Below are 19,023 nucleotides of genomic sequence, written 5' to 3'. Positions count from 1 at the left end.
GATTCAATCGGGCTTTGCTAATTTTGAGGACTCTGCGGAATTAAACCCGTCAAACGTGGAAGTATCTGCAAGGCAGCGTGCAAGGAGCGATGGCGGATGACAACCGATCCCGGATTGACCAAAATGCTGGCGTTTATCGGCAGCTATCAGCAGCAGCGTCCCCAGCAGACGGCAGCAGCGATTGTACGAGAACTGCGAGCCTATACAAAGCCCGGATACACCTCAACTTTTTGGGAACTGGTAGCGGGCTACAATCCCGATTTCGTTAAAGGGGAACTGGATGATGAAACGGTAATAATGGCGGGGCAAGCGGTTGATTTCGCCCACCTGATTGCGGCTCTTTCAGACCAGTTCGTCGGCGGCAACCTGGTTTCTCGCCTCGCCGATCGCTTTTTCTACCTGCGATCGCACCTCTTCAGCAATATTCCCTACGATACCCGCGAGTTTACCGCCGCCATTGGCGATACGGCCCAGCCAATTGAGATGTACTTGGCCAAGTATGGCAGCGACACCTACGACCGGGCGAAACTGCAGCAGATGCTGCGCAGCTTTGCTTCTGACAAAGACTATGCCGCCGATATTCTGGCTTTTGTCATCGGGCGATCGCTGCGGGATAAGCCGCAGCAGTCCATTACAGAGGTGATGGGGCAAATTGACAAAACTCCTTTTGCCGAGAGCGTTCGTCTCTATCTCAGCACAACCTTGGGCGCTAAAATCAGTCAGCCGTCCTCATCCCTAGAAAACTTAGCAGCCGTCAAGCACGAAATTCAGCGTCGCATCCGCGCCTATTTGATTTACAAGCGCGACACGCTGAAAGAAAGCCTGCTGAACTTCAACTACCGCCTGAAAGTGCGGCCAGCGCTGATCAGCGACGCTGCCGATCACTTTCTCACCTATCTGCTGCACAAAGCGCAGCTCAGCGGTTAGACCGCCGCGATCGCCCTACAAAATTTGGGACAGGAACTGCTTGCTGCGCTCCTCTTGAGGATTCTTGAAGAACGCCTCTGGCGTGCCCTCTTCCACCAGCATGCCGTCAGCCATTAGTACGACCCGGTCGGCCACCTCGCGGGCAAACCCCACTTCGTGGGTGACGCAAACCATCGTCATGCCTTCACCTGCTAGCTCTCGCATCACGTCTAGGACTTCCCGCACCATTTCCGGGTCAAGGGCAGACGTGGGTTCGTCAAACAGCATCGCTTTGGGCTGCATGGCGAGAGAACGAGCGATCGCCACCCGCTGCTGCTGCCCCCCAGAAAGCTGTCCGGGATATTTCTTAGCCTGCTCGGCAATGCCAACCCGCTCTAAGAGCTGCATCGCCACTTCATTGGCTTTGCGCTTGGGCCAGCGGCGCACCCAGATGGGGGCTAGGGTCACGTTCTGCAACACGGTCAGGTGAGGAAACAGGTTGAACTGCTGAAACACCATGCCCACTTCTTTGCGGACTTTTTCAATGTCTTTCAAGTCATGGGAAATTAAGATACCGTCAATTTCTACGCTGCCTTTTTGATAAGGCTCTAGCGCATTAAACGTCCGAATAAACGTAGACTTACCGGAACCCGAAGGTCCCATAATCACCACCACTTCACCTCGATTGACCGTTAAGCTAACGCCCTTGAGTACGTGAAAGCCATTGTCGTACCACTTCTCCACATCTTTCGCCACAATGACAGGCTCAGCCCCGGTAGCAGGTCGGGCATCGGTTTCGGTTTGAAACTGGGTCATGATCAATTTTCCTTTCTAAAATAGCCGCCAGCGGCCAAGTAAGCTTTGCTGGATTTTAGAGCTGCATCCTCTTTGTTCCCTATCAGCCAGACTCGCTAGCACTTTAGCCTTACAGTCAGCCCGCAGCCTCAAAGCTGTAGCCCTATTCTGGCATTAACTTAAGCCTGATTGAGCTTGGAATCTGTCAACTGTTACACGCAGAGATATTTAGTGGCCCGTATTGAGCTTTTCCTCAATCTTGCGACTGCCCAGAGACATGGCGTAGCAGAAAAACCAGTAGATGGCCCCAATGAACAAATAGACTTCGGCATAGCGACCTAAATAGGTCGGGTTTGCCAAAATAGAGCGACTAATGCCGAGCAACTCGGCCAGCCCCACAATCGACAGCAGCGTGGTGTCTTGAAACAAGCTGATGAACTGACCCACAATCGCCGGAATGGCGATTTTCAGCGCCTGGGGCAGGACAATGAACAGCATCGTCAGCGGCTTGTTCAGGCCCATTGAAGCTGCCGCCTCGCTCTGACCGCGCGGAATCGCCTGTAAGCCCGCCCGTACGTTTTCCGCCAGGTAGGCAGCGCTAAACAGGGTTAAACCAATCACGGCTCTAGCAATTCGCTCCGGTCGCATGCCGTCCGGCAGAAATAGGGGAATCATCACCTGTCCCATGAACAGGATAGAAATTAGCGGTACGCCTCTGACCAGTTCGATGTAAGCGGTTGATAGCCACTTGACGGCAGGTAGCTGGCTGCGTCTACCTAAAGCCAAAAGCAGGCCCAGCGGAAAGCACAGCAGAATACCTGAAACCGCGACCAGCAGCGTCAGCAGCAAGCCGCCCCAGTCATTGATGGGTGAGGCCGGGCGAGCCGCGCCAAAGAAGAAGTAGCCTAGGCCGCCCAGAATCGAACCAGGCACCAGCGGCACGTAGGGGATGGGATTGAAGATCAGCGGATAAAGCGGCAGCAGGCTAATCAGCCAGATGGCAGAAATCCAGAGGCCCAGCTTGGGCACCTTTTTGGCGATCGCCCGGCCCACCCAAGCCATACCGACGACCAAGGCCACCATCAGCAGCAGTTTTGGGCTGGCCGGACGGGTCAGCGGAAACAGCACGATGGCAGCGCAGATAACGCCAATGCCAATCAAGACGTTGCGGCTAAATAGGGTAGAAATATTGCGTCCCAAAACGCCCCAGGAAAGGCCCCCCAAAGCGCAAATCAGTCCCAGCAGTGTCCAGACCCGCCAGTAGAGATCAGCGGGATATAGCCCGGTCATAAACAGCCCCAGGTTGCTGGGAATGACCTGCCACTGCGCCGCCGTAAAGGCCCAGGTCAGGAGTCCATAAGCCGCGTAGGCCAAAATCAGCACTACGACCACCGTGAGCAGGCTGTTGAACCAGTCGCTAAAAAGGTGCTTGCGCATCCAGGTGATAGGGCCGGGCTGAGTGCCGACTGGAGGCTGCGCCGTGGTATCGCTAGGGGTAATGCTGGTCATGGCTTAGCGCTCCTTAAACTGAACGGCTTGGTTAAGCTGGTTCATGCCCAGCGAGATGATCAAGTTGATCACAAGGTAGGTGCCCATCAGCACCAGAAAGACTTCTACAGGGCGTCCGGTTTGGTTGTAGGTGGTATTAGCCACGGCGTAGATTTCGGGATAGGCAACGGCGAAAGCCAGACTGGAGTTTTTCGCCAGGTTCATAAATTCGCTATTGAGCGGGGGAATAATTACCCGCATTGCCTGAGGAAACACCACTAGCCGCATCACCAGGTTGTTGACTAACCCCACCGATCGCGCGGCTTCCCACTGGCCCTTGGAAACCGACTGGATGCCTGCTCTGACAATTTCAGCAATAAAAGCCCCGGTATAGAACACTAACGCTGAGAGTGAAGCCACATACTCCCGCGACAGGCGCATACCGCCGACAACACCGCCGCCTTCCACAGCCTCTGGCAGCCGCCAGCCCAGGCCCAGAAAGATAATTAGCATTGCTACCAGAATCGCCCACAGAATATAGAGCTGCGTCTTACCCGGCTCTCCCTGCTCCACCATGACGTGGGTGCGCTGCCGCCAAACCCCAAAAGCCGCGATCGCCCCAATCACCAGCGTAGCTAGGCCAAGCCAGAGCCGTAGCCCCACCTCTGGCCAGAGAATATAGACTCCCCGGTTGTTTAAAAAAGCCAGTCCCAGAAAGTTTATCTGGTCGGCTGGCTGGGGCAGTCCGCCGTAAATGGCGAAATACCAAAAGAATAGCTGCAGCAGTAGCGGAATGTTTCTCACCAGGCCCACATAGGCGCGGCTAATTTTGTAAACCAGCCAGTTAGTAGAAAAGCTGGCAATGCCGGCTGCGGTACCCACTAGGGTGGCTAGAACAATACCTGCCACGACCAAAACAAGGGTATTTAGCAGACCAACGAACAGCGCTTTACCGTAGGCGTCTTGAGGTCGATATTCAACCACGCTTTCCCCGATGCTGAAGCCCGCCGGATTGGAAAGAAACTCAAAGCCAAAGACCGTTCCCTGGGCTTCTAAATTGCTGCTGAGATTGCCAATCAAGAAGGTCAAAATGCCGACAACAAAGGCAACTACAATGACCTGAAAGGCGATTTTCCAGAAGCGTTCATCTCGCAGCAGCGCTGCCGGATTGAAACTATTACTACCGCTTGTCATGAGCTAATCCTGAGAAAGCCAATATCAATGCTCAGTGGGGGCCATCTGTAGAGACAGCCATGAGGTTGAGGCACAGGGTATGCAGTGACGCAGCTAAACGCCCCTTTTACGGAAGGATGCAGCAGGCTAATGCAATGAGATATCCCGCCCTTAACCAATCAGTCACATCCAGGACCCGTTGCCTCCCAGCGAGAGGGTGCCTCAAGTTGATAGAACCATAGTCTAAAAAGGGCGTTTGGAAAAGTTGTATTTGTTACATGCTTTACAAATGAGAAAAGAGACCCGACCTGCGGATCTCTTTGTGCCTTTGAACCCTAAGTTTTACGAGCGATCGCCCTTAGCGGAACGGCGGCGAGTACAGCAGGCCGCCCTCTGTCCAGAGAGAGTTCTCAGCCCGAGGCAGCTCAAACTGAGAACCTTCCCCTAGGTTGCGCTCGTAGATTTCACCGTAGTTACCCACGTGGGTAATCGCCCGGGCCATGAAGTCATTGGGCAAGCCCATGTCAGAGCCGAGGGTGCCTTCTTGACCCAGGAAACGGGCAATATTGGGATCCTCGCTATTCTCAAACTCGCTGATGTTCTCTGAGGTAATGCCAAACTCTTCTGCCTGAATGAGACCGAAGGTGACCCACTTCACCGCGTCAAACCAGCCAGAATCATTGTTGACTGTGACCGGGCCGAGGGGTTCTTTAGACATGGTGACATCGAGCAGCTCGTGGGCATCTGGCTCTGGCAAGGTACTGCGCCGAGCAATGAGCTGCGATTTATCAGAAGTCATCCCTTCACAGCGGCCTTCAGAATAAGCCGCATAGGCCGCGTCTGCATCCTGGAAAACGACCGGCTCAAACTCAACGCCGAGACTACGCATCTGGTCAGTCAGGTTTAGCTCAGTAGTGGTACCCGTTTCCACGCAAACCGCTCTACCGGCAAAGTCTTCTAGGGAAGTGATGTCGCTGTCGGTGCGCACCATCATGCCCTGACCGTCATAGAAAGTCGTGGGCGCGAACTCTAGACCGACAGAGGTATCGCGGCTAATTGTCCAGGTTGTGTTGCGTGAGAGCATATCCACTTCGCCGCCGGAGAGGGCCGTAAAGCGCTCAGTTGAATCTAAGCGGCGATACTCAACTGCATCTGGATCGTCAAACAGCGCAGCAGCGACAGCCCGGCAGACATCTACATCTAGCCCGGAATAGGTGCCACTCTCATCGACAAAGCTAAATCCTGGAATACCGCCATCGACGCCGCAGACAAGCTGACCGCGATCGAGCACTGTTTGCAGGGTGCTGCCACCCGAGACACCCGCCGCTTCATCACCAGGGGCAGATCCGTTCGAGGCCGTATCGCCGCCGCCGCAGGCACTTAGCGTGACCGTGACTGCTAGCGCTGCTGCCGAAAGTCCCCATTTGCGTTTCATTTCACACCTCACTCACTTCTTAAAACAGAATCACACACTCGTCTCATAGACTCTTAATCCAGGGATTGAGCTTGCTAGCTCAACATTCCAATGGATCAACGTTTATTTTTGCATCAGAGATCACATTTTAGAGGAAGCCCTCGCTATTGCTTAAGGGTTTGAGACAGAGCGCAAGCAAAGGGGCAGGCGCAAATCCTAACCGAGGGTTAGGATCGATAGAATGGGGAGTGCGGTAATTTAGCTAAGAGCAGAGAATCATGGGCGATCGCTGGCAGCAAGGAGCGGTGCTGGATCTGGAGATTACGGGTCTGAACAGCACTGGAGAAGGGGTCGGACGCTGGCAGGATCGGGTCGTGTTCGTGCCCGACACGGTGCCGGGCGATCGCGTCCAGACACGGCTACTGCGCATCAAGCCAACCTACGGCTGGGGCAAACTGCTGCAGGTAGAAACGGCCTCTCCAGAGCGAATTAAGCCCGCCTGCATCGTGGCGGATAAGTGCGGCGGCTGTCAGTGGCAAACGGTGGCCTATACTGAGCAGCTAGCCGCAAAGCAGCAGCAGGTAGCCGATGCTTTGAGCCGCATTGGCGGTTTTGAATCAGTCCGCATTGACCCAATTTTGCCGTCAGCGCCGCTGGCCTATCGCAACAAGGCAACCTATCCGTTGGGGCTGTCTGAAACCCAGCAGGTACAGGCAGGCTACTACCGCAAAGGTACCCATAAGCTGATCAATCTCAACCGCTGCCCGGTGCAGGATGACCGGCTCGATCCCTTTTTAGCGGAGATTAAGCAGGACATTGCCGAACAGGGCTGGCCTATCTACGATGAAACCACCTATCGCGGCGCTTTGCGGCATCTCTCGCTGCGGATTGGCCGCCGGACGAGGCAGGTGCTGCTAACGCTGGTGAGTACCCGCCCGCAACTGCCACAGCTAGAGGTGATGGCCGCAGACTGGCTAGAGCGCTATCCCAATTTGGTTGGGGTCACGCTGAACCACAACACCAAGCAAACCAACGCTATTTTTGGCGGCACCACCTACTGCGTGGCCGGTCAGCCCTACGTTGAGGAACAGTTTGCTGGCGTACAGCTCCGCATTGGCCCGACAGATTTCTTTCAGGTGAACACGGAGCAGGCGGAAAAGCTGCTGGCAGAAATTTTAGCCGAGCTGAATCTCCAGGGTCACGAGCGGGTGGTGGATGCCTACTGCGGTATTGGTACCTTGACCTTGCCCCTGGCAGAGCAGGCCAAGCACTGTCTGGGCCTAGAGGTCAGCAAAGACTCAGTGCAGCAGGCCCAGACCAATGCAGCAATCAATGGCCTGTCTAACGCTGATTTTCAGGTCGGTGCCGTAGAAGAATTACTGCCCCAGGTCAGCGAGTCCCTGGGAGCATCGCCGGATGTGGTGGTACTAGATCCGCCGCGCAAGGGCTGTACCGCAGCCGTTTTGCAGGCGCTGCAGGAACTAGCCCCGGCTCGCATTGTCTACATGAGCTGCAACCCGGCCACCCTGGCCCGCGACCTGAAGACGCTCTGCCAGCAGGGGGGCTATCGCCTGGTTCGGGTGCAGCCAGCAGACTTCTTTCCCCAGACAGCTCATGTGGAGTGTGTAGCGTTTCTGATACGGTAGAGGGCGATCAATTCGCAGCCTCGCTCACGGCTGGCTCCCTATTTTTGCAGCGCTATGAAATTTAGTGAAATCGTCCAAAAACTCAAGATCGAGCAGAGCAGTCTGGTCAACTTTAGCGATCGCAATCCTGAGATCAAGGGCGTTGCGGCCATTGATACAGCGACCGCCGGGGAGCTGAGCTATGTCGAAGGCGGCAAGTTTGCTCGCTACTTAGAGACGACTAAGGCTAGCGGCCTAATTTTGCCGATCGACGCGGCCCTGCAGGCTGAGGCCAACGAGCGAGAAATTGCCTGGATGAGTGTCTCTGAGCCGAGACTGTTCTTTGCCAGGGCGATCGCTCTGTTCTATCGTCCTTTTCAACCCGCACCCGGTATCCACCCCAGCGCCGTAATTGATCCGTCGGCTCAGCTAGGCGAAAACGTTTCAATCGGGGCCAATGTGGTAATTCAGGCGGGGGTGAAGCTGGGCAATGGCGTCTGCGTCCATCCCAACGTGGTGATTTATCCAGAAGCGTGTGTGGGCGATCGCAGCGTCTTACACGCCAACTGCGTGATTCATGAGCGCAGCCAAATCGGGACAGACTGCGTGATTCACAGCGGAGCGGCCATTGGCTCGGAAGGCTTTGGCTTTGTGCCCACGGCGGCGGGTTGGGAAAAAATGGAGCAGTCCGGTCGCACGGTTTTAGAAGACGGGGTTGAAATCGGCTGCAACTCTACGGTTGATCGGCCTGCCGTGGGCGAAACCCGGGTGGGACGCAGCACTAAAATAGACAATTTGGTCCACATTGCCCACGGCTGTCAGGTGGGGGCAGCGGTCGCTATGGCAGCCCAAGTTGGCCTAGCAGGCGGGGTAACGGTGGGCGATCGCGCTATTCTGGCCGGACAGGTGGGCGTTTCCAATCAGGCCAACGTGGGTCAGGGCGCGGTTGTGGGGGCGCAGGCCGGGGTGCATAGCAATATTGCCCCTGGCACGATCGTATCGGGGAGTCCGGCTGTGCCCCAGCGGATTTATCTCCGCGCCTCTGCGGTCTACAGACGCCTGCCTGAAATCTACCAGACCCTCAAAGATTTGCAGCGCAAACGGTAGGGGCATCGCCTGCCGTGTCTCGACCGACCTCCCAGGCTGTCCATTACCAGCCATAGGCTCCTCACTTAAATTTGCAATCTTAGCCTTTACTTTTGCTTTACAATTTTGGCAATGCCGCTAGCGCCGTCTTAGACATCTGTTGTCTTCTAGTAATTACCTATGAGTATTGGATATTTAGCCTTAGTCCTCCACGCCCATTTGCCGTTCGTACGACATCCGGAGAGCGACTATGTGCTGGAGGAAGAGTGGCTATTTGAGGCAATTACAGAGACCTATGTGCCGCTGTTGCAGATGTTTGAGGGCCTCAAGCGCGACGGTATTGATTTTAAGCTGACGATGAGCCTGACACCGCCCTTGGTGTCCATGCTGCAAGATAACCTGCTGCAGGAGCGCTATGACCACCATTTAGCTCAGCTAGAAGAGCTGGCTGAGATGGAAATTGAGCGCAACTTACACAACGGCCATCTCAAGTATTTGGCAGAATACTATGCCAAAGAATTTAATCAGGTGCGCCAGGTTTGGGAGCAGTATGACGGCAATTTGATCCAGGCTTTCAAGCAGTATCAGGATAGCAACAACCTAGATATCATCACCTGCGGCGCTACCCACGGATACTTTCCGCTGATGAAAATGTATCCGGAAGCGGTCTGGGCGCAGATTCAGGTGGCCTGCGAACACTATCAGGATACTTTCGGCCAGATGCCCGCTGGCATGTGGCTGCCGGAATGTGCCTACTACGAAGGGGTGGAGCGGATGCTGGCTGATGCCGGGATCCGCTATTTCATTACTGACGGCCACGGCATCCTCTACGCCCGCCCCCGGCCTCGCTTTGGTTCCTACGCCCCCATCTTTACGGAAACCGGCGTAGCTGTCTTTGGCCGTGACCATGAATCTTCGCAGCAGGTATGGTCTTCCCAAGTGGGCTATCCGGGCGCACCGGAATACCGGGAGTTTTATCGGGATTTGGGCTGGGACGCTGAGTATGAGTACATCAAGCCTTACATCATGCCCAACGGCCAGCGTAAAAATGTCGGCATCAAGTACCACAAGATTACCGGCAAAGGCATGGGCCTATCGGAAAAAGAGCTATACGACCCCTACTGGGCCAGAGAAAAGACGGCGGAACATGCAGCCAACTTCATGTTTAACCGGGAGCGCCAGAGCGAATATCTCTACAGCCTGATGCAGCGCCCGCCTATTGTGCTCTCGCCCTATGACGCCGAGCTGTTTGGGCACTGGTGGTATGAGGGGCCTTGGTTTATTGACTCTCTCTTCCGTAAGTCCTGGTACGACCAGCAAACTTACGAAATGACCCATCTATCAGATTATTTGCGGGCACAGCCGACCCAGCAGGTCTGTCGTCCGTCCCAGTCGAGCTGGGGCTATAAGGGCTTTCACGAATACTGGCTGAACGAAACCAACGCCTGGATCTATCCCCATCTGCATAAAGCCGCCGAGCGCATGATTGAACTGGCTAACCGCGAGCCCGCCGATGAGCTAGAATGGCGCGCCCTCAATCAGGCAGCCCGTGAGCTACTGCTGGCGCAGTCTTCTGACTGGGCCTTCATCATGCGCACTGGCACAATGGTGCCCTATGCCGTCCGACGGACGCGATCGCACCTGCAGCGTTTCAATAAGCTTTGGGAAGATATTCGCGTCGGTAAGATTGACGCAGGCTGGGTGGAAAAAGTTGAGGCGATCGACAACGTCTTCCCCAATATTAACTACCGAGTCTATCGTTCCCTCAGCTCGTCCATGCCAGCCGTTTCATAGAACTGCTGCCTGTCGCTGACACCCTGAGCTGCAAGCGATCGCTACGCTGGTTGATCTTTCACTCAGCGATCGAATTTGCACCTGCTCTATTAGGGATAAACCTGAGGATAATCTTCTGGCTCGATAAACGGTGCCCCTTCACTGTCGCACTCCCGATAGCGATACTCAATCAGCTCCAAAAGCTCACCGTTCCACTCATAGCGAGCGAAAGAGCCACAGTCTCCAATGCCCCGACCCTTGGTGAAATTGGTCAGCACCTGCTCCTCTGTATCAAAAAAGGGCAGCCCGGCGACCAGGCGATCGCTCATCGGCGTGAACTGACCGGTTTCATCGGGCACATAAACGGTTAGCTCTAGCGGCGTAACTACAGCGTCTGCGCCATCATCGGTGTAGATCAGAAACTCATAAACTCCCTGGTAGGCGGCAAAATTGCACAGGAACTGTACCAGGTACTGATCTGCAGACAGGACATAGACTTCAGAATCATCCAAAGTCTCTGCTTCTAGGTAGCCATCACACAGATTCAGCTCATCGGCGCTGTCATAAACAGCCTGAACAATGAGATCACGTTGAGCCAGGGAATCATCAGCCTCTTCTGCGTCCTCAGGAGCCACTAGCGGCGGTGTTTCTGTCACCTCTAAATCAGGGGACTCTTCAACAACGGTGTTGGTCTGTCCGCAACCAGCTAACAGCAACCCGACGCAAAACATTAGCTTCAGCGATCGCATTCTTTTCTCCTGTGTGCTTAGAATGTCCCACTTGTTATAACTATTGAGTCACAGCGCCGCCCGTTTGTCTTCGCTCGGAACACAGATTCCTCGTACAATAGGCTTCAGCATAAGGAAACGATGATGCAGGCAAAAGCAAAACCTGACTGGGCAGGGGATGACTGGCTATCGCGAGTGGTGAATCGGCTGATTCAGACTAAGCCGATCTATGCCCTGATGAAGCAGCAGGCGCGGCAGGTGCTGATCAAAACGGCTGAAAAAAAGGGCATTCCTTGGCGACAGACCTATGAAGCATTAGAGCAGTCAGGGATTCAAGAAAACTTGGCTGCGATCGCCAATCCTGATATCACCTATCCTGACTACTACCAGGTGCCGTTTCACGCCTACAGTCAGGGAAATCTCTGCTGGCAGGCAGCTTTTGAAGCCGAGTCTGCCACCTACTCAATGGCGATGCGGGTATGGCCGGACACGGCGTTGACCTATGAAGCCGCTCAGGCCAAGCTGAGAGACAGCTTTCACACCATCCTGGCAGAACACGGCCCCACTCAAGTCCGCGATATTCTCGATATTGGCTGCTCGGTTGGCATTTCGACGCGATCGCTACATCGCTACTACAGCCAGATTCAGCCCGTCCGCACGGTTGGCCTTGATCTCTCGCCCTACATGCTCGCTGTGGCCCAGGCCCGCGATCCTCAAAGAGAAATTACGTGGCGACACGGCCTCGCCGAGCAGACAGGTCTGCCCAATGCCGCTTTTGACTTAGTGACGCTTCAGTTTGTCATCCACGAACTGCCCCGCTCAGCCACCCAGGCTATCCTGCAGGAAGCCTATCGCCTGCTGCGACCCGGCGGCGGCCTTGCCATCGTTGATAACAACCCCCAGTCTGAGGTCATTCAAAACCTGCCGCCAGTGCTGTTCACCCTGATGAAAAGCACTGAACCCTGGAGCGATGACTATTACACCTTTGATGTTGCAGCCGCGATCGCCGCTGCCGGTTTTACCCCACCCGTAACCGTCGCTAGCGATCCCAGACATCGAACCCTTGTGGCGCAGAAGTAACCTATGTCTCTCACCTGTCAGCAACTCCTCCAACGTCATCACGACGCTTGGCAATCAGCAACGGTTCATCCCTTTTTGGTGCAGTGTCAGCGTGGCACAATCCAGGCCCGTCAGTTTAATACCTGGCTAGTGCAGGACTTTTTGTTTGTGACCGAGTTTACGCGGATGGCGGCGCGGCTGCTGGCGGCAGCCCCCTACCCCCACTTTGCGGTGCTTTTAAGCGGCCTGGGAGCACTGCAGGCTGAGCTGAGCTGGTTTGAGGCCAAGGCATCAGAGCGATCGCTCATTCTCAATACCGCCAGACAAGCAACCTGCACCGAGTACTGTCAGTTTATGGCAAGCATGGCAGATTATCCCTACGCCGTTCAGGCAACGGCTTTCTGGGCCATCGAGCTGGCCTACAATCAGGGCTGGCAGCGACATACCCCCATGCCGGCACCCTACGCTGAGTTTGCCGATCGCTGGGGAAATCCAGAATTTACGCAGTACGTCAAGCTGCTGGAACAGCAGGCCGATGAGGGACTAGCAGAAGCCCCACCCGGCGTGCAGCAGCAGGCAGAAGCCGCGTTTTCCCAGGTAGCGCAGCTAGAGCAGGCGTTTTGGCAAATGGCCTTTGAGGGCTAGTGACACCTGTTAAGCAAGCAAGGGGCTTCAGGTTAAAGAGTTTTCTGCGCTCAAAAGGCTGTCAGCGTCAGCGATGGATTTGGCTCAGCTTCAGCTTAGCGATCGCGGTTCTCTATAGCCTACCGGCGCTGCAGCAGGCGTTTGCGGCTGAGTATGTTGTGCAAGATGATGCCCGGCAGCACGTGTTTTGGCTGCAGCGGTTTGTCGATCCGGCCTTGTTTGCCGATGACTTATTAGCAGATTATTTCCAGTCGGTCGCCCCCTGGGGCTATCAGGCCCTTTATTGGCTGGCGGCTCAGATAGGGCTGGCACCGCTGCTGTTCAATCGGCTGCTGCCCGTAGCGCTGAATCTAATTGTGACGGGCTACTGCTTTGGCCTCACGCTGCAGCTAGTTCCCGTGCCGCTGGCGGGCTTTGTCGCCGCCCTATTCCTCAATCAAAATCTGCTGCTGCGGGACGACGTGGTTTCAGCCACCCCCGCCGCGTTTATCTATCCGCTGCTGCTGGCGTTCTTGTACTACCTGCAGCGGCGATCGCTCGTCCCCTATGGGCTGACAATTCTCTTGCTGGGGCTGTTTTATCCTCAAGGAGTCTTGATTGTGGCAGGGGTACTGCTGCTGCGCCTGCTGCCCTGGCCGCAAAGCAGGCCAAACAGCTCGCAGGCAGACGCTCTATTTCATGGCAGCGGCTTGGCGATCGCCATTCTCGTTTTGTTGCCCTATGCCCTCAGTCCATCAGCCTATGGCCCCGTCTTAACAGCAGCTCAGGCTCAAGCCATGCCGGCCCTTTCAGCAGCGGGCTGGTCAGAGTTTTTTAATCCCAACTTCATGGAGTACTGGCTCTGCGGCAAGCGCAGCGGCCTGCTGCCCGTAGACTGGTGCGATGCCAAGCTATTGCTGCCGCAAATTTGGCTGGCGCTTCTATTGCCGCTGGTTCTCTGGCAGCGGCGATCGCGCTCAAACTCTGCAGCAGCCATCTTAGGCCAGGTGCTGATAGCCTCAGGGGGACTGTTTGCGATCGCCCACGGGCTACTGTTTAAGCTACACCTGCCCAGCCGCTATAGCGAACACAGCCTGCGGCTGGTGGCGGCGATCGCGGCAGGCATAACGGTGGCAGAGCTGCTGCAGCGATCGCAACCGCTGCGGCAACGCACCTGGCAACTGTTGGCGGCTGGACTCAGCTTTTGGGCGATCGCGCCGCTGGTAGCCTATTTTGCTTTTCTAATTCCGATTGCGCCAGTGGGCAACTACATCCAAGGGGAATATCCCCAGCTCTATCAGTTTTTACAGGCCCAGCCCCAAGACAGCCTGATTGTCTCCCTCTCGCCAGAGGTAAATAATTTGCCTAGCTTTACCCAGCGCTCCATCCTGGTAGGGGGCGAGGGCTACGCGCTGCCCTATCACCTGGGCTATTACGCCCAGATTCGTCAGCGTACGGTTGACTTAATTCAGGCTCAGTACACGACGGACAGCACTGAGCTAAATCGCTTCATTGAGCAATACAACATTGACTTTTGGCTATTAGAGCCAGACACTTTCACCCTAGATTGGGTGCAGCGGAGCCGCTGGCTGCGACAGTATGCCGAGGTGACGACGCCCCAACAGGTTTTACAGTCTGGGAAAATACCCGCGCTGGCTCAGCACCGCGATCGCTGCACTGTTTTTCAAACTCAGGACTGGGCTGTAGTGGCGGCTGAGTGCATCAGGCAAAATTTGGGCTCAGCTCACTTGCGCCTCGGCCAGCGGGTACCCATTTCAGTGGCAGCAGAAAAGATCAGGTAGGCAACGAGCAAGCCGACGCCGATTAAAAAAGGAACGATATCTTCTGGCATTGACCTCTTGGGTTTAATCCACGCTAGAGCGATCGCCAGAGCAGCTAGAACCTGAGGTTAGCTGCTAAGCTAATAGCCATCTACAACCGGGCTATCTGGCCCTAATCGTTTTAATTTTAGCGATGATGCGACTGCGTGCGTTTTTAGGATTGAGTCTGTTGCTGTTAGCGGGCTGTGGCGGCGGCGATCGCCCTGCTTCTGAATCAGCTGTCTTCTCTCAGACGGCGGCAGATAGCACTCTCAGACTGCTCTACTGGCAAGCCCCCACCATCTTGAATCCCCACCTTTCCAGCGGCTTCAAGGATGCTGAGGCCAGCCGCATCACGTTAGAACCGCTCGCCAGCTTTGACCCCGAAGGGAACTTAGTCCCCTTCCTAGCGGCAGAAGCTCCCACATTGGAAAATGGCGGCGTCGCCGCAGACGGGAGATCGGTTACCTGGAAGCTGAAAGAAGACGTCACCTGGTCAGACGGCGAGCCTTTTACCGCTGAAGACGTAGTTTTCACCTACGAATTCATTACCGATCCGGAAACCGGTAGCACCACAGCCGGTACCTATGAGGTGATTGAGAGCGTCGAGGCACTAGATGACTATACGGTGCAGATCAACTTCACAGAAACGAATCCGGCCTGGTTTCTGGTTTTCACCGGGACTGAGGGCATGATCCTGCCCCAGCATTTATATCAAGATTATTTAGGCACTCAGGCCCGGGAAGCCCCGGCCAATCTAATGCCCGTCGGCACTGGCCCCTATCAGGTGACCGAGTTCAGGCCGGGGGACATGGTGATCTATGAACCCAACCCCAACTACCGGGAAGCCGACCAGCTTGCGTTTGAGCAGGTAGAGCTAAAAGGCGGCGGCGATGCCACCTCAGCGGCGCGGGCGGTGCTGCAAACCGGGGATGCTGATTTTGCCTACAACATTCAGGTGGAAGCCCCGATTCTCAAACAGCTTGAAGCCGCCGGCGCGGGAGAAGTGGTGGCCGGGTATGGCGCTTTGGCCGAGCGGATTGAGCTGAACTTCACCGATCCGAACCAGGCTACCGCCGATGGGGAGCGATCCAGCGTTGAGTTTCCTCACCCGTTTTTTACCGATCCGCAGGTGCGGCAGGCGTTTAATTTGGCGATCGATCGCGAAACCATTGCCGAACAGCTTTACGGGCCAACGGGCCGACCCACAGCTAATTTCCTCGTCGCGCCAGAGCAGTTTAATTCTGACAGTACCGACTACGTGTATGACTTAGAAGCGGCGGCTGAGCTATTGGACAGGGCGGGCTGGCAGGACACCAACGGCGACGGCATCCGCGACAAAGACGGCGTGGAAATGTCAGTGCTGTTTCAGACTTCAGTGAATCCGGTACGACAGAAGACGCAGGAAATTATCAAGCAGTCTCTAGAGTCTATTGGCGTAGAAGTAGAGCTGAAAAGCGTTGATCCCACCATTTTCTTTTCCGGCGATCCGGCCAGCACGGAGACTATTGAGCATTTCTACGCTGACATGCAAATGTTCACCACCGGCAACACCAACCCTGACCCCGGTGCCTACATGAAGACCTACACCTGCGGCGAGATTGCCCAAAAAGAGAACAACTGGTCAAAGCAAAACTATCCCCGCTACTGCAATCCGGCCTACGACGACCTGTGGCAGCAGTCTACTGCAGAGCTAGACCCAGAAACCCGCCGCGAGCTGTTCATGCAAATGAACGATCTGCTAGTGAATGAAGCGGTCGTGCTGCCCATTGTGCATCGGGCCGATGCCGATGCGGTGGGCGGCCAGCTAGAGGGGGTAGAGATCACTCCCTGGGATTTACATACCTGGAATATCGCCGACTGGCGACGCCCTTAAGGCTGCGCAGCGACCTCGTTAGCTACCGTCAGGGCGGTTCGCAAACCGCCCAAATCTGCAGGGTCGATACAGGCTCCCAACTGGCTGAAACCGCTAAACTGCAGTCCGTTCGGCGCTGGCTGCTAACATTTCCTCTCGTTGAGGATGGAGGCTAGCCCCCTGCTGCATCGCTGCGTAAAGCCGATTGAGCGCATTGATATAGGCCTGGGTTGAGGCCACCACAATATCGGTATTGGCGGCATGACCAGAGAACAGGCGATCGCCGTACCGCAGCCGAATTGTCACCTCACCAATGGCGTCAATACCAGCGGTAACAGACTGCACCGAGTATTCAATTAGCTCATTGGGAATATCCACCACGCGGTTAACCGCTTTATAGACCGCATCGACTGGGCCAGTGCCGATGGCGGCATCGGTCAGTTCGGTACCATCCGGCGTTCTCAGCGTGACGGTAGCCGTGGGTTTAGCATGATCGCCGCAGGAAACCTGCACCAGCTCTAGATGAAAATGCTCTGGGGCCTGGAGGGTTTCATCATTGACAATCGCTTCAATGTCGCGATCGCTGATTTCTTTTTTCTTATCGGCCACCTCTTTAAAGCGGATAAAAGCGCGGTTAAGCTCCTGATCCGCTAGCTCGTAGCCCAGTTCCCGCAGCCGCGAGCGGAAGGCATTGCGCCCAGAGTGCTTGCCCAACACAATCAGGTTGTCGTTGAGGCCGATGGACTGGGCGTCCATAATTTCGTAGGTGAGGCGGTTCTTCAGCACGCCGTCCTGGTGAATGCCCGATTCATGCGCAAAGGCGTTCGCTCCCACGATGGCCTTGTTGGGCTGCACCAGCATTCCGGTCAGGTTAGAGACGAGGCGAGAGGTTTTGTAGATCTGCTGGGAGTCAATGTTGGTCAGCGGTTCTTCGGAATCAGCGGAGCGGCCCAGGAACGGGTTATAAAACTGGCGGCGCACGTACAGCGCCATCACCAGTTCTTCCAGAGCCGCATTCCCCGCCCGTTCGCCAATGCCGTTGATCGTGCATTCGAGCTGCCGCGCCCCGTTCTTGACCGCTTCTAGAAAATTAGCCACGGCTAAACCTAAGTCATTGTGACCGTGGACTGAAATGATGGCCTGATCAATATTGGGTACATTTTCCTTGATGCCGCGAATCAGGCCGCCAAACTCGCTGGGCGTCAAGTAGCCCACCGTATCAGGAATGTTGACCGTAGTTGCGCCAGCCGCGATCGCCCGTTCTAGCACCTGGTAGAGAAACTCTGGCTCAGAACGTCCGGCATCTTCCGGCGAAAATTCCACATCGGGGGTGAAAGACTTGGCATAGGCTACCATTTCCGCCGCGATCGCCAGTACGTCCTGCCGTGACTTGCGCAGCTTGTGCTGCATGTGAATATCGGAGGTGGCAATGAAGGTATGGATGCGACCTTTGGCCGCCGGGGCGATCGCCTTAGCCGCCGCCTCAATATCTTGCTGAGTAGCTCTGGCCAGACCGCAGATGGTAGGTCCTGTCTCCGTACCGACCGCTGCTGCAATTTTTTGCACCGCTTCAAAATCACCGGGGCTAGCAAAAGGAAAGCCCGCCTCAATAATGTCAACGCCGAGTCGAGCTAGTTGCCGCGCGATTGTCAGCTTCTCATCAACGTTTAGCGTAGCGCCTGGTGACTGTTCACCGTCTCGCAGGGTAGTATCAAAGATTAAAATCCGCTCAGGACTCGGTTGTTGACTCATAGGATCTTCAGCTCTCAATAGACAGGAAGCAACTCTGTTTATTTTAGACCCTGGCTTTTGGTTATTTATCAACTAATCTTGACAGCTCCTTTTCGTTTTGGAGCCTGTCAGCTATCAGACTTCTCTATGTAGAGTCGGATATCGTTTAGGTCAATGTAGCGATCGGTGGCATTGCGTAGTTCTCTCGCAATCATGCCTTCAGTGGAAACGACGGTAATGTGCGTGTTCTTAGATCGCAGCAGCTCAATGGCCCGCTCAAAGTCGCCATCGCCGCTGAACAATACCACTCGGTCGTACTGCTCAACTGTATTGAACATATCCACCACAATTTCAATGTCCAGATTCGCTTTTTGGGAATAGCGGCCTGAATTGTCGTCGTAATATTCTTTGAGGATTTTAGTGCGAACCGTGTAGCCTAGACTAATCAAGGCGTCTCGAAAGCCTCGCTGATCCTGCGGATCTTTCAGTCCGGTATACCAAAAGGCATTGACCAAAGTAGTGCCTTCTAGCTCGGTCACAAAATACTCTAAAACCTTTTTAGGGTCAAAAAACCAGCCATTCTTCTGCTGGGCATAGAACATATTGTTGCCATCGACAAATATGGAAAGACGATCTAAAGAATGACTAGCCATAAATAAAGAAATAATTTTAATTTAGGTGACAGATTAATTATTTTTAATACGGGCTTACTAATGACTTAAATCCCGCCAGTTAACAAGAAGTTAGTAACCCAGCATCTTGAAAAAATGCCATCCTTAAGAAAACAATTAAGTTTTCTACTGTAAGCTGAGCGACCCTGCGGTCAGCCTAGAGCCAAAAGGTTAGAATTTTTGCTTAGACAGTTAGATACCCCAGCAGCTAGAGCAGGCTGCTAGTTGTCAAGCTGTTAATCAAGATGAAGCTATTATTTAGAGAGAATTTTTCA

At 54.8% G+C, this 19,023-nt stretch carries 15 protein-coding genes; 8 read left to right on the top strand and 7 right to left on the bottom strand.

Features of this window, described 5'->3' with window-relative positions; all coding sequences use genetic code 11:
• Positions 1-96: 96 nt before the first annotated feature.
• Positions 97-927 carry a hypothetical protein gene (locus tag QJQ48_RS04305; RefSeq protein WP_346289967.1) on the top strand — a complete coding sequence of 277 codons (831 nt, stop codon included), beginning with the start codon at positions 97-99 and terminating at the stop codon, positions 925-927.
• Positions 928-942: 15 nt separating this feature from the next.
• Here QJQ48_RS04305 and QJQ48_RS04300 read toward each other — a convergent pair whose 3' ends face one another.
• The 4 genes from QJQ48_RS04300 to QJQ48_RS04285 all read right to left on the bottom strand — a co-directional run bounded on the left by QJQ48_RS04300 (position 943) and on the right by QJQ48_RS04285 (position 5,797).
• Positions 943-1,722, bottom strand: a complete 780-nt coding sequence (locus QJQ48_RS04300; protein WP_346289966.1) for an amino acid ABC transporter ATP-binding protein — start codon at positions 1,720-1,722, stop codon at positions 943-945.
• Positions 1,723-1,929: 207 nt separating this feature from the next.
• On the bottom strand, positions 1,930-3,210 hold the full coding sequence (locus tag QJQ48_RS04295) for an amino acid ABC transporter permease (RefSeq protein WP_346289965.1): 1,281 nt from the start codon (positions 3,208-3,210) through the stop codon (positions 1,930-1,932).
• 3 nt (positions 3,211-3,213) lie between these two features.
• Positions 3,214-4,383, bottom strand: a complete 1,170-nt coding sequence (locus tag QJQ48_RS04290) for an amino acid ABC transporter permease (RefSeq protein ID WP_346289964.1) — start codon at positions 4,381-4,383, stop codon at positions 3,214-3,216.
• A 337-nt stretch (positions 4,384-4,720) separates the two neighbouring features.
• On the bottom strand, positions 4,721-5,797 hold the full coding sequence (locus tag QJQ48_RS04285) for an amino acid ABC transporter substrate-binding protein (protein ID WP_346289963.1): 1,077 nt from the start codon (positions 5,795-5,797) through the stop codon (positions 4,721-4,723).
• Between the two features lie 257 nt (positions 5,798-6,054).
• Between QJQ48_RS04285 and rlmD the strand changes: the two genes are divergently transcribed.
• The 3 genes from rlmD (at position 6,055) to QJQ48_RS04270 (ending at position 10,281) form a co-directional block, all read left to right on the top strand.
• Complete coding sequence (gene rlmD, locus QJQ48_RS04280; RefSeq protein WP_346289962.1) at positions 6,055-7,422, top strand: 23S rRNA (uracil(1939)-C(5))-methyltransferase RlmD; 1,368 nt, start codon at positions 6,055-6,057, stop codon at positions 7,420-7,422.
• 54 nt (positions 7,423-7,476) lie between these two features.
• Positions 7,477-8,508, top strand: a complete 1,032-nt coding sequence (gene lpxD, locus QJQ48_RS04275; RefSeq protein WP_346289961.1) for a UDP-3-O-(3-hydroxymyristoyl)glucosamine N-acyltransferase — start codon at positions 7,477-7,479, stop codon at positions 8,506-8,508.
• Positions 8,509-8,667: 159 nt separating this feature from the next.
• Positions 8,668-10,281, top strand: a complete 1,614-nt coding sequence (locus QJQ48_RS04270) for a glycoside hydrolase family 57 protein (protein WP_346289960.1) — start codon at positions 8,668-8,670, stop codon at positions 10,279-10,281.
• Between the two features lie 89 nt (positions 10,282-10,370).
• On the opposite strand, the gene QJQ48_RS04265 is transcribed toward QJQ48_RS04270, so the two are convergent.
• Positions 10,371-11,009 carry a DUF1176 domain-containing protein gene (locus QJQ48_RS04265; protein WP_346289959.1) on the bottom strand — a complete coding sequence of 213 codons (639 nt, stop codon included), beginning with the start codon at positions 11,007-11,009 and terminating at the stop codon, positions 10,371-10,373.
• 123 nt (positions 11,010-11,132) lie between these two features.
• On the opposite strand from QJQ48_RS04265, the gene QJQ48_RS04260 reads away from it, so the two are divergent.
• The 4 genes from QJQ48_RS04260 (at position 11,133) to QJQ48_RS04245 (ending at position 16,367) form a co-directional block, all read left to right on the top strand.
• Complete coding sequence (locus tag QJQ48_RS04260) at positions 11,133-12,068, top strand: class I SAM-dependent methyltransferase (RefSeq protein ID WP_346289958.1); 936 nt, start codon at positions 11,133-11,135, stop codon at positions 12,066-12,068.
• 3 nt (positions 12,069-12,071) lie between these two features.
• Positions 12,072-12,692: a TenA family protein gene (locus QJQ48_RS04255; RefSeq protein ID WP_346289957.1), complete on the top strand. Its 621-nt coding sequence runs from the start codon at positions 12,072-12,074 to the stop codon at positions 12,690-12,692.
• Entirely contained in the window at positions 12,692-14,473 is a 1,782-nt protein-coding gene (locus QJQ48_RS04250) for a hypothetical protein (protein WP_346289956.1), read from the top strand. Before QJQ48_RS04255 ends, QJQ48_RS04250 begins: the two co-directional genes overlap by 1 nt.
• A gap of 172 nt (positions 14,474-14,645) precedes the next feature.
• Complete coding sequence (locus tag QJQ48_RS04245) at positions 14,646-16,367, top strand: peptide ABC transporter substrate-binding protein (protein ID WP_428843020.1); 1,722 nt, start codon at positions 14,646-14,648, stop codon at positions 16,365-16,367.
• Between the two features lie 93 nt (positions 16,368-16,460).
• Here the strand turns inward: QJQ48_RS04245 and QJQ48_RS04240 are convergent, their stop codons facing one another.
• Entirely contained in the window at positions 16,461-18,098 is a 1,638-nt protein-coding gene (locus QJQ48_RS04240) for a 2-isopropylmalate synthase (RefSeq protein WP_346289955.1), read from the bottom strand.
• A gap of 107 nt (positions 18,099-18,205) precedes the next feature.
• Positions 18,206-18,730 carry a LabA-like NYN domain-containing protein gene (locus QJQ48_RS04235; protein ID WP_346289954.1) on the bottom strand — a complete coding sequence of 175 codons (525 nt, stop codon included), beginning with the start codon at positions 18,728-18,730 and terminating at the stop codon, positions 18,206-18,208.
• Between the last annotated feature and the right edge of the window lie 293 nt (positions 18,731-19,023).

The sequence above is a fragment of the Sphaerothrix gracilis Ecp01 genome (assembly GCF_030405905.1).
In the GTDB taxonomy this organism is placed as follows: Bacteria; Cyanobacteriota; Cyanobacteriia; order Phormidesmidales; family Phormidesmidaceae; genus Sphaerothrix; species Sphaerothrix gracilis.
Note: the sequence above shows the minus strand (reverse complement) of the source record. Positions and strands in the feature narration are given on the sequence as shown.

Bases quoted from the DNA above. Each gene is read 5' to 3' on its own strand.
- QJQ48_RS04240 (WP_346289955.1), bottom strand. From the start codon at position 18,098: ATGAGTCAACAACCGAGTCCTGAGCGGATTTTAATCTTTGATACTACC.
- QJQ48_RS04235 (WP_346289954.1), bottom strand. From the start codon at position 18,730: ATGGCTAGTCATTCTTTAGATCGTCTTTCCATATTTGTCGATGGCAAC.
- lpxD (WP_346289961.1), top strand. From the start codon at position 7,477: ATGAAATTTAGTGAAATCGTCCAAAAACTCAAGATCGAGCAGAGCAGT.
- QJQ48_RS04285 (WP_346289963.1), bottom strand. From the start codon at position 5,797: ATGAAACGCAAATGGGGACTTTCGGCAGCAGCGCTAGCAGTCACGGTC.
- QJQ48_RS04305 (WP_346289967.1), top strand. From the start codon at position 97: ATGACAACCGATCCCGGATTGACCAAAATGCTGGCGTTTATCGGCAGC.
- QJQ48_RS04295 (WP_346289965.1), bottom strand. From the start codon at position 3,210: ATGACCAGCATTACCCCTAGCGATACCACGGCGCAGCCTCCAGTCGGC.
- QJQ48_RS04245 (WP_428843020.1), top strand. From the start codon at position 14,646: ATGATGCGACTGCGTGCGTTTTTAGGATTGAGTCTGTTGCTGTTAGCG.
- QJQ48_RS04260 (WP_346289958.1), top strand. From the start codon at position 11,133: ATGCAGGCAAAAGCAAAACCTGACTGGGCAGGGGATGACTGGCTATCG.
- QJQ48_RS04265 (WP_346289959.1), bottom strand. From the start codon at position 11,009: ATGCGATCGCTGAAGCTAATGTTTTGCGTCGGGTTGCTGTTAGCTGGT.
- rlmD (WP_346289962.1), top strand. From the start codon at position 6,055: ATGGGCGATCGCTGGCAGCAAGGAGCGGTGCTGGATCTGGAGATTACG.
- QJQ48_RS04270 (WP_346289960.1), top strand. From the start codon at position 8,668: ATGAGTATTGGATATTTAGCCTTAGTCCTCCACGCCCATTTGCCGTTC.
- QJQ48_RS04290 (WP_346289964.1), bottom strand. From the start codon at position 4,383: ATGACAAGCGGTAGTAATAGTTTCAATCCGGCAGCGCTGCTGCGAGAT.
- QJQ48_RS04300 (WP_346289966.1), bottom strand. From the start codon at position 1,722: ATGACCCAGTTTCAAACCGAAACCGATGCCCGACCTGCTACCGGGGCT.
- QJQ48_RS04255 (WP_346289957.1), top strand. From the start codon at position 12,072: ATGTCTCTCACCTGTCAGCAACTCCTCCAACGTCATCACGACGCTTGG.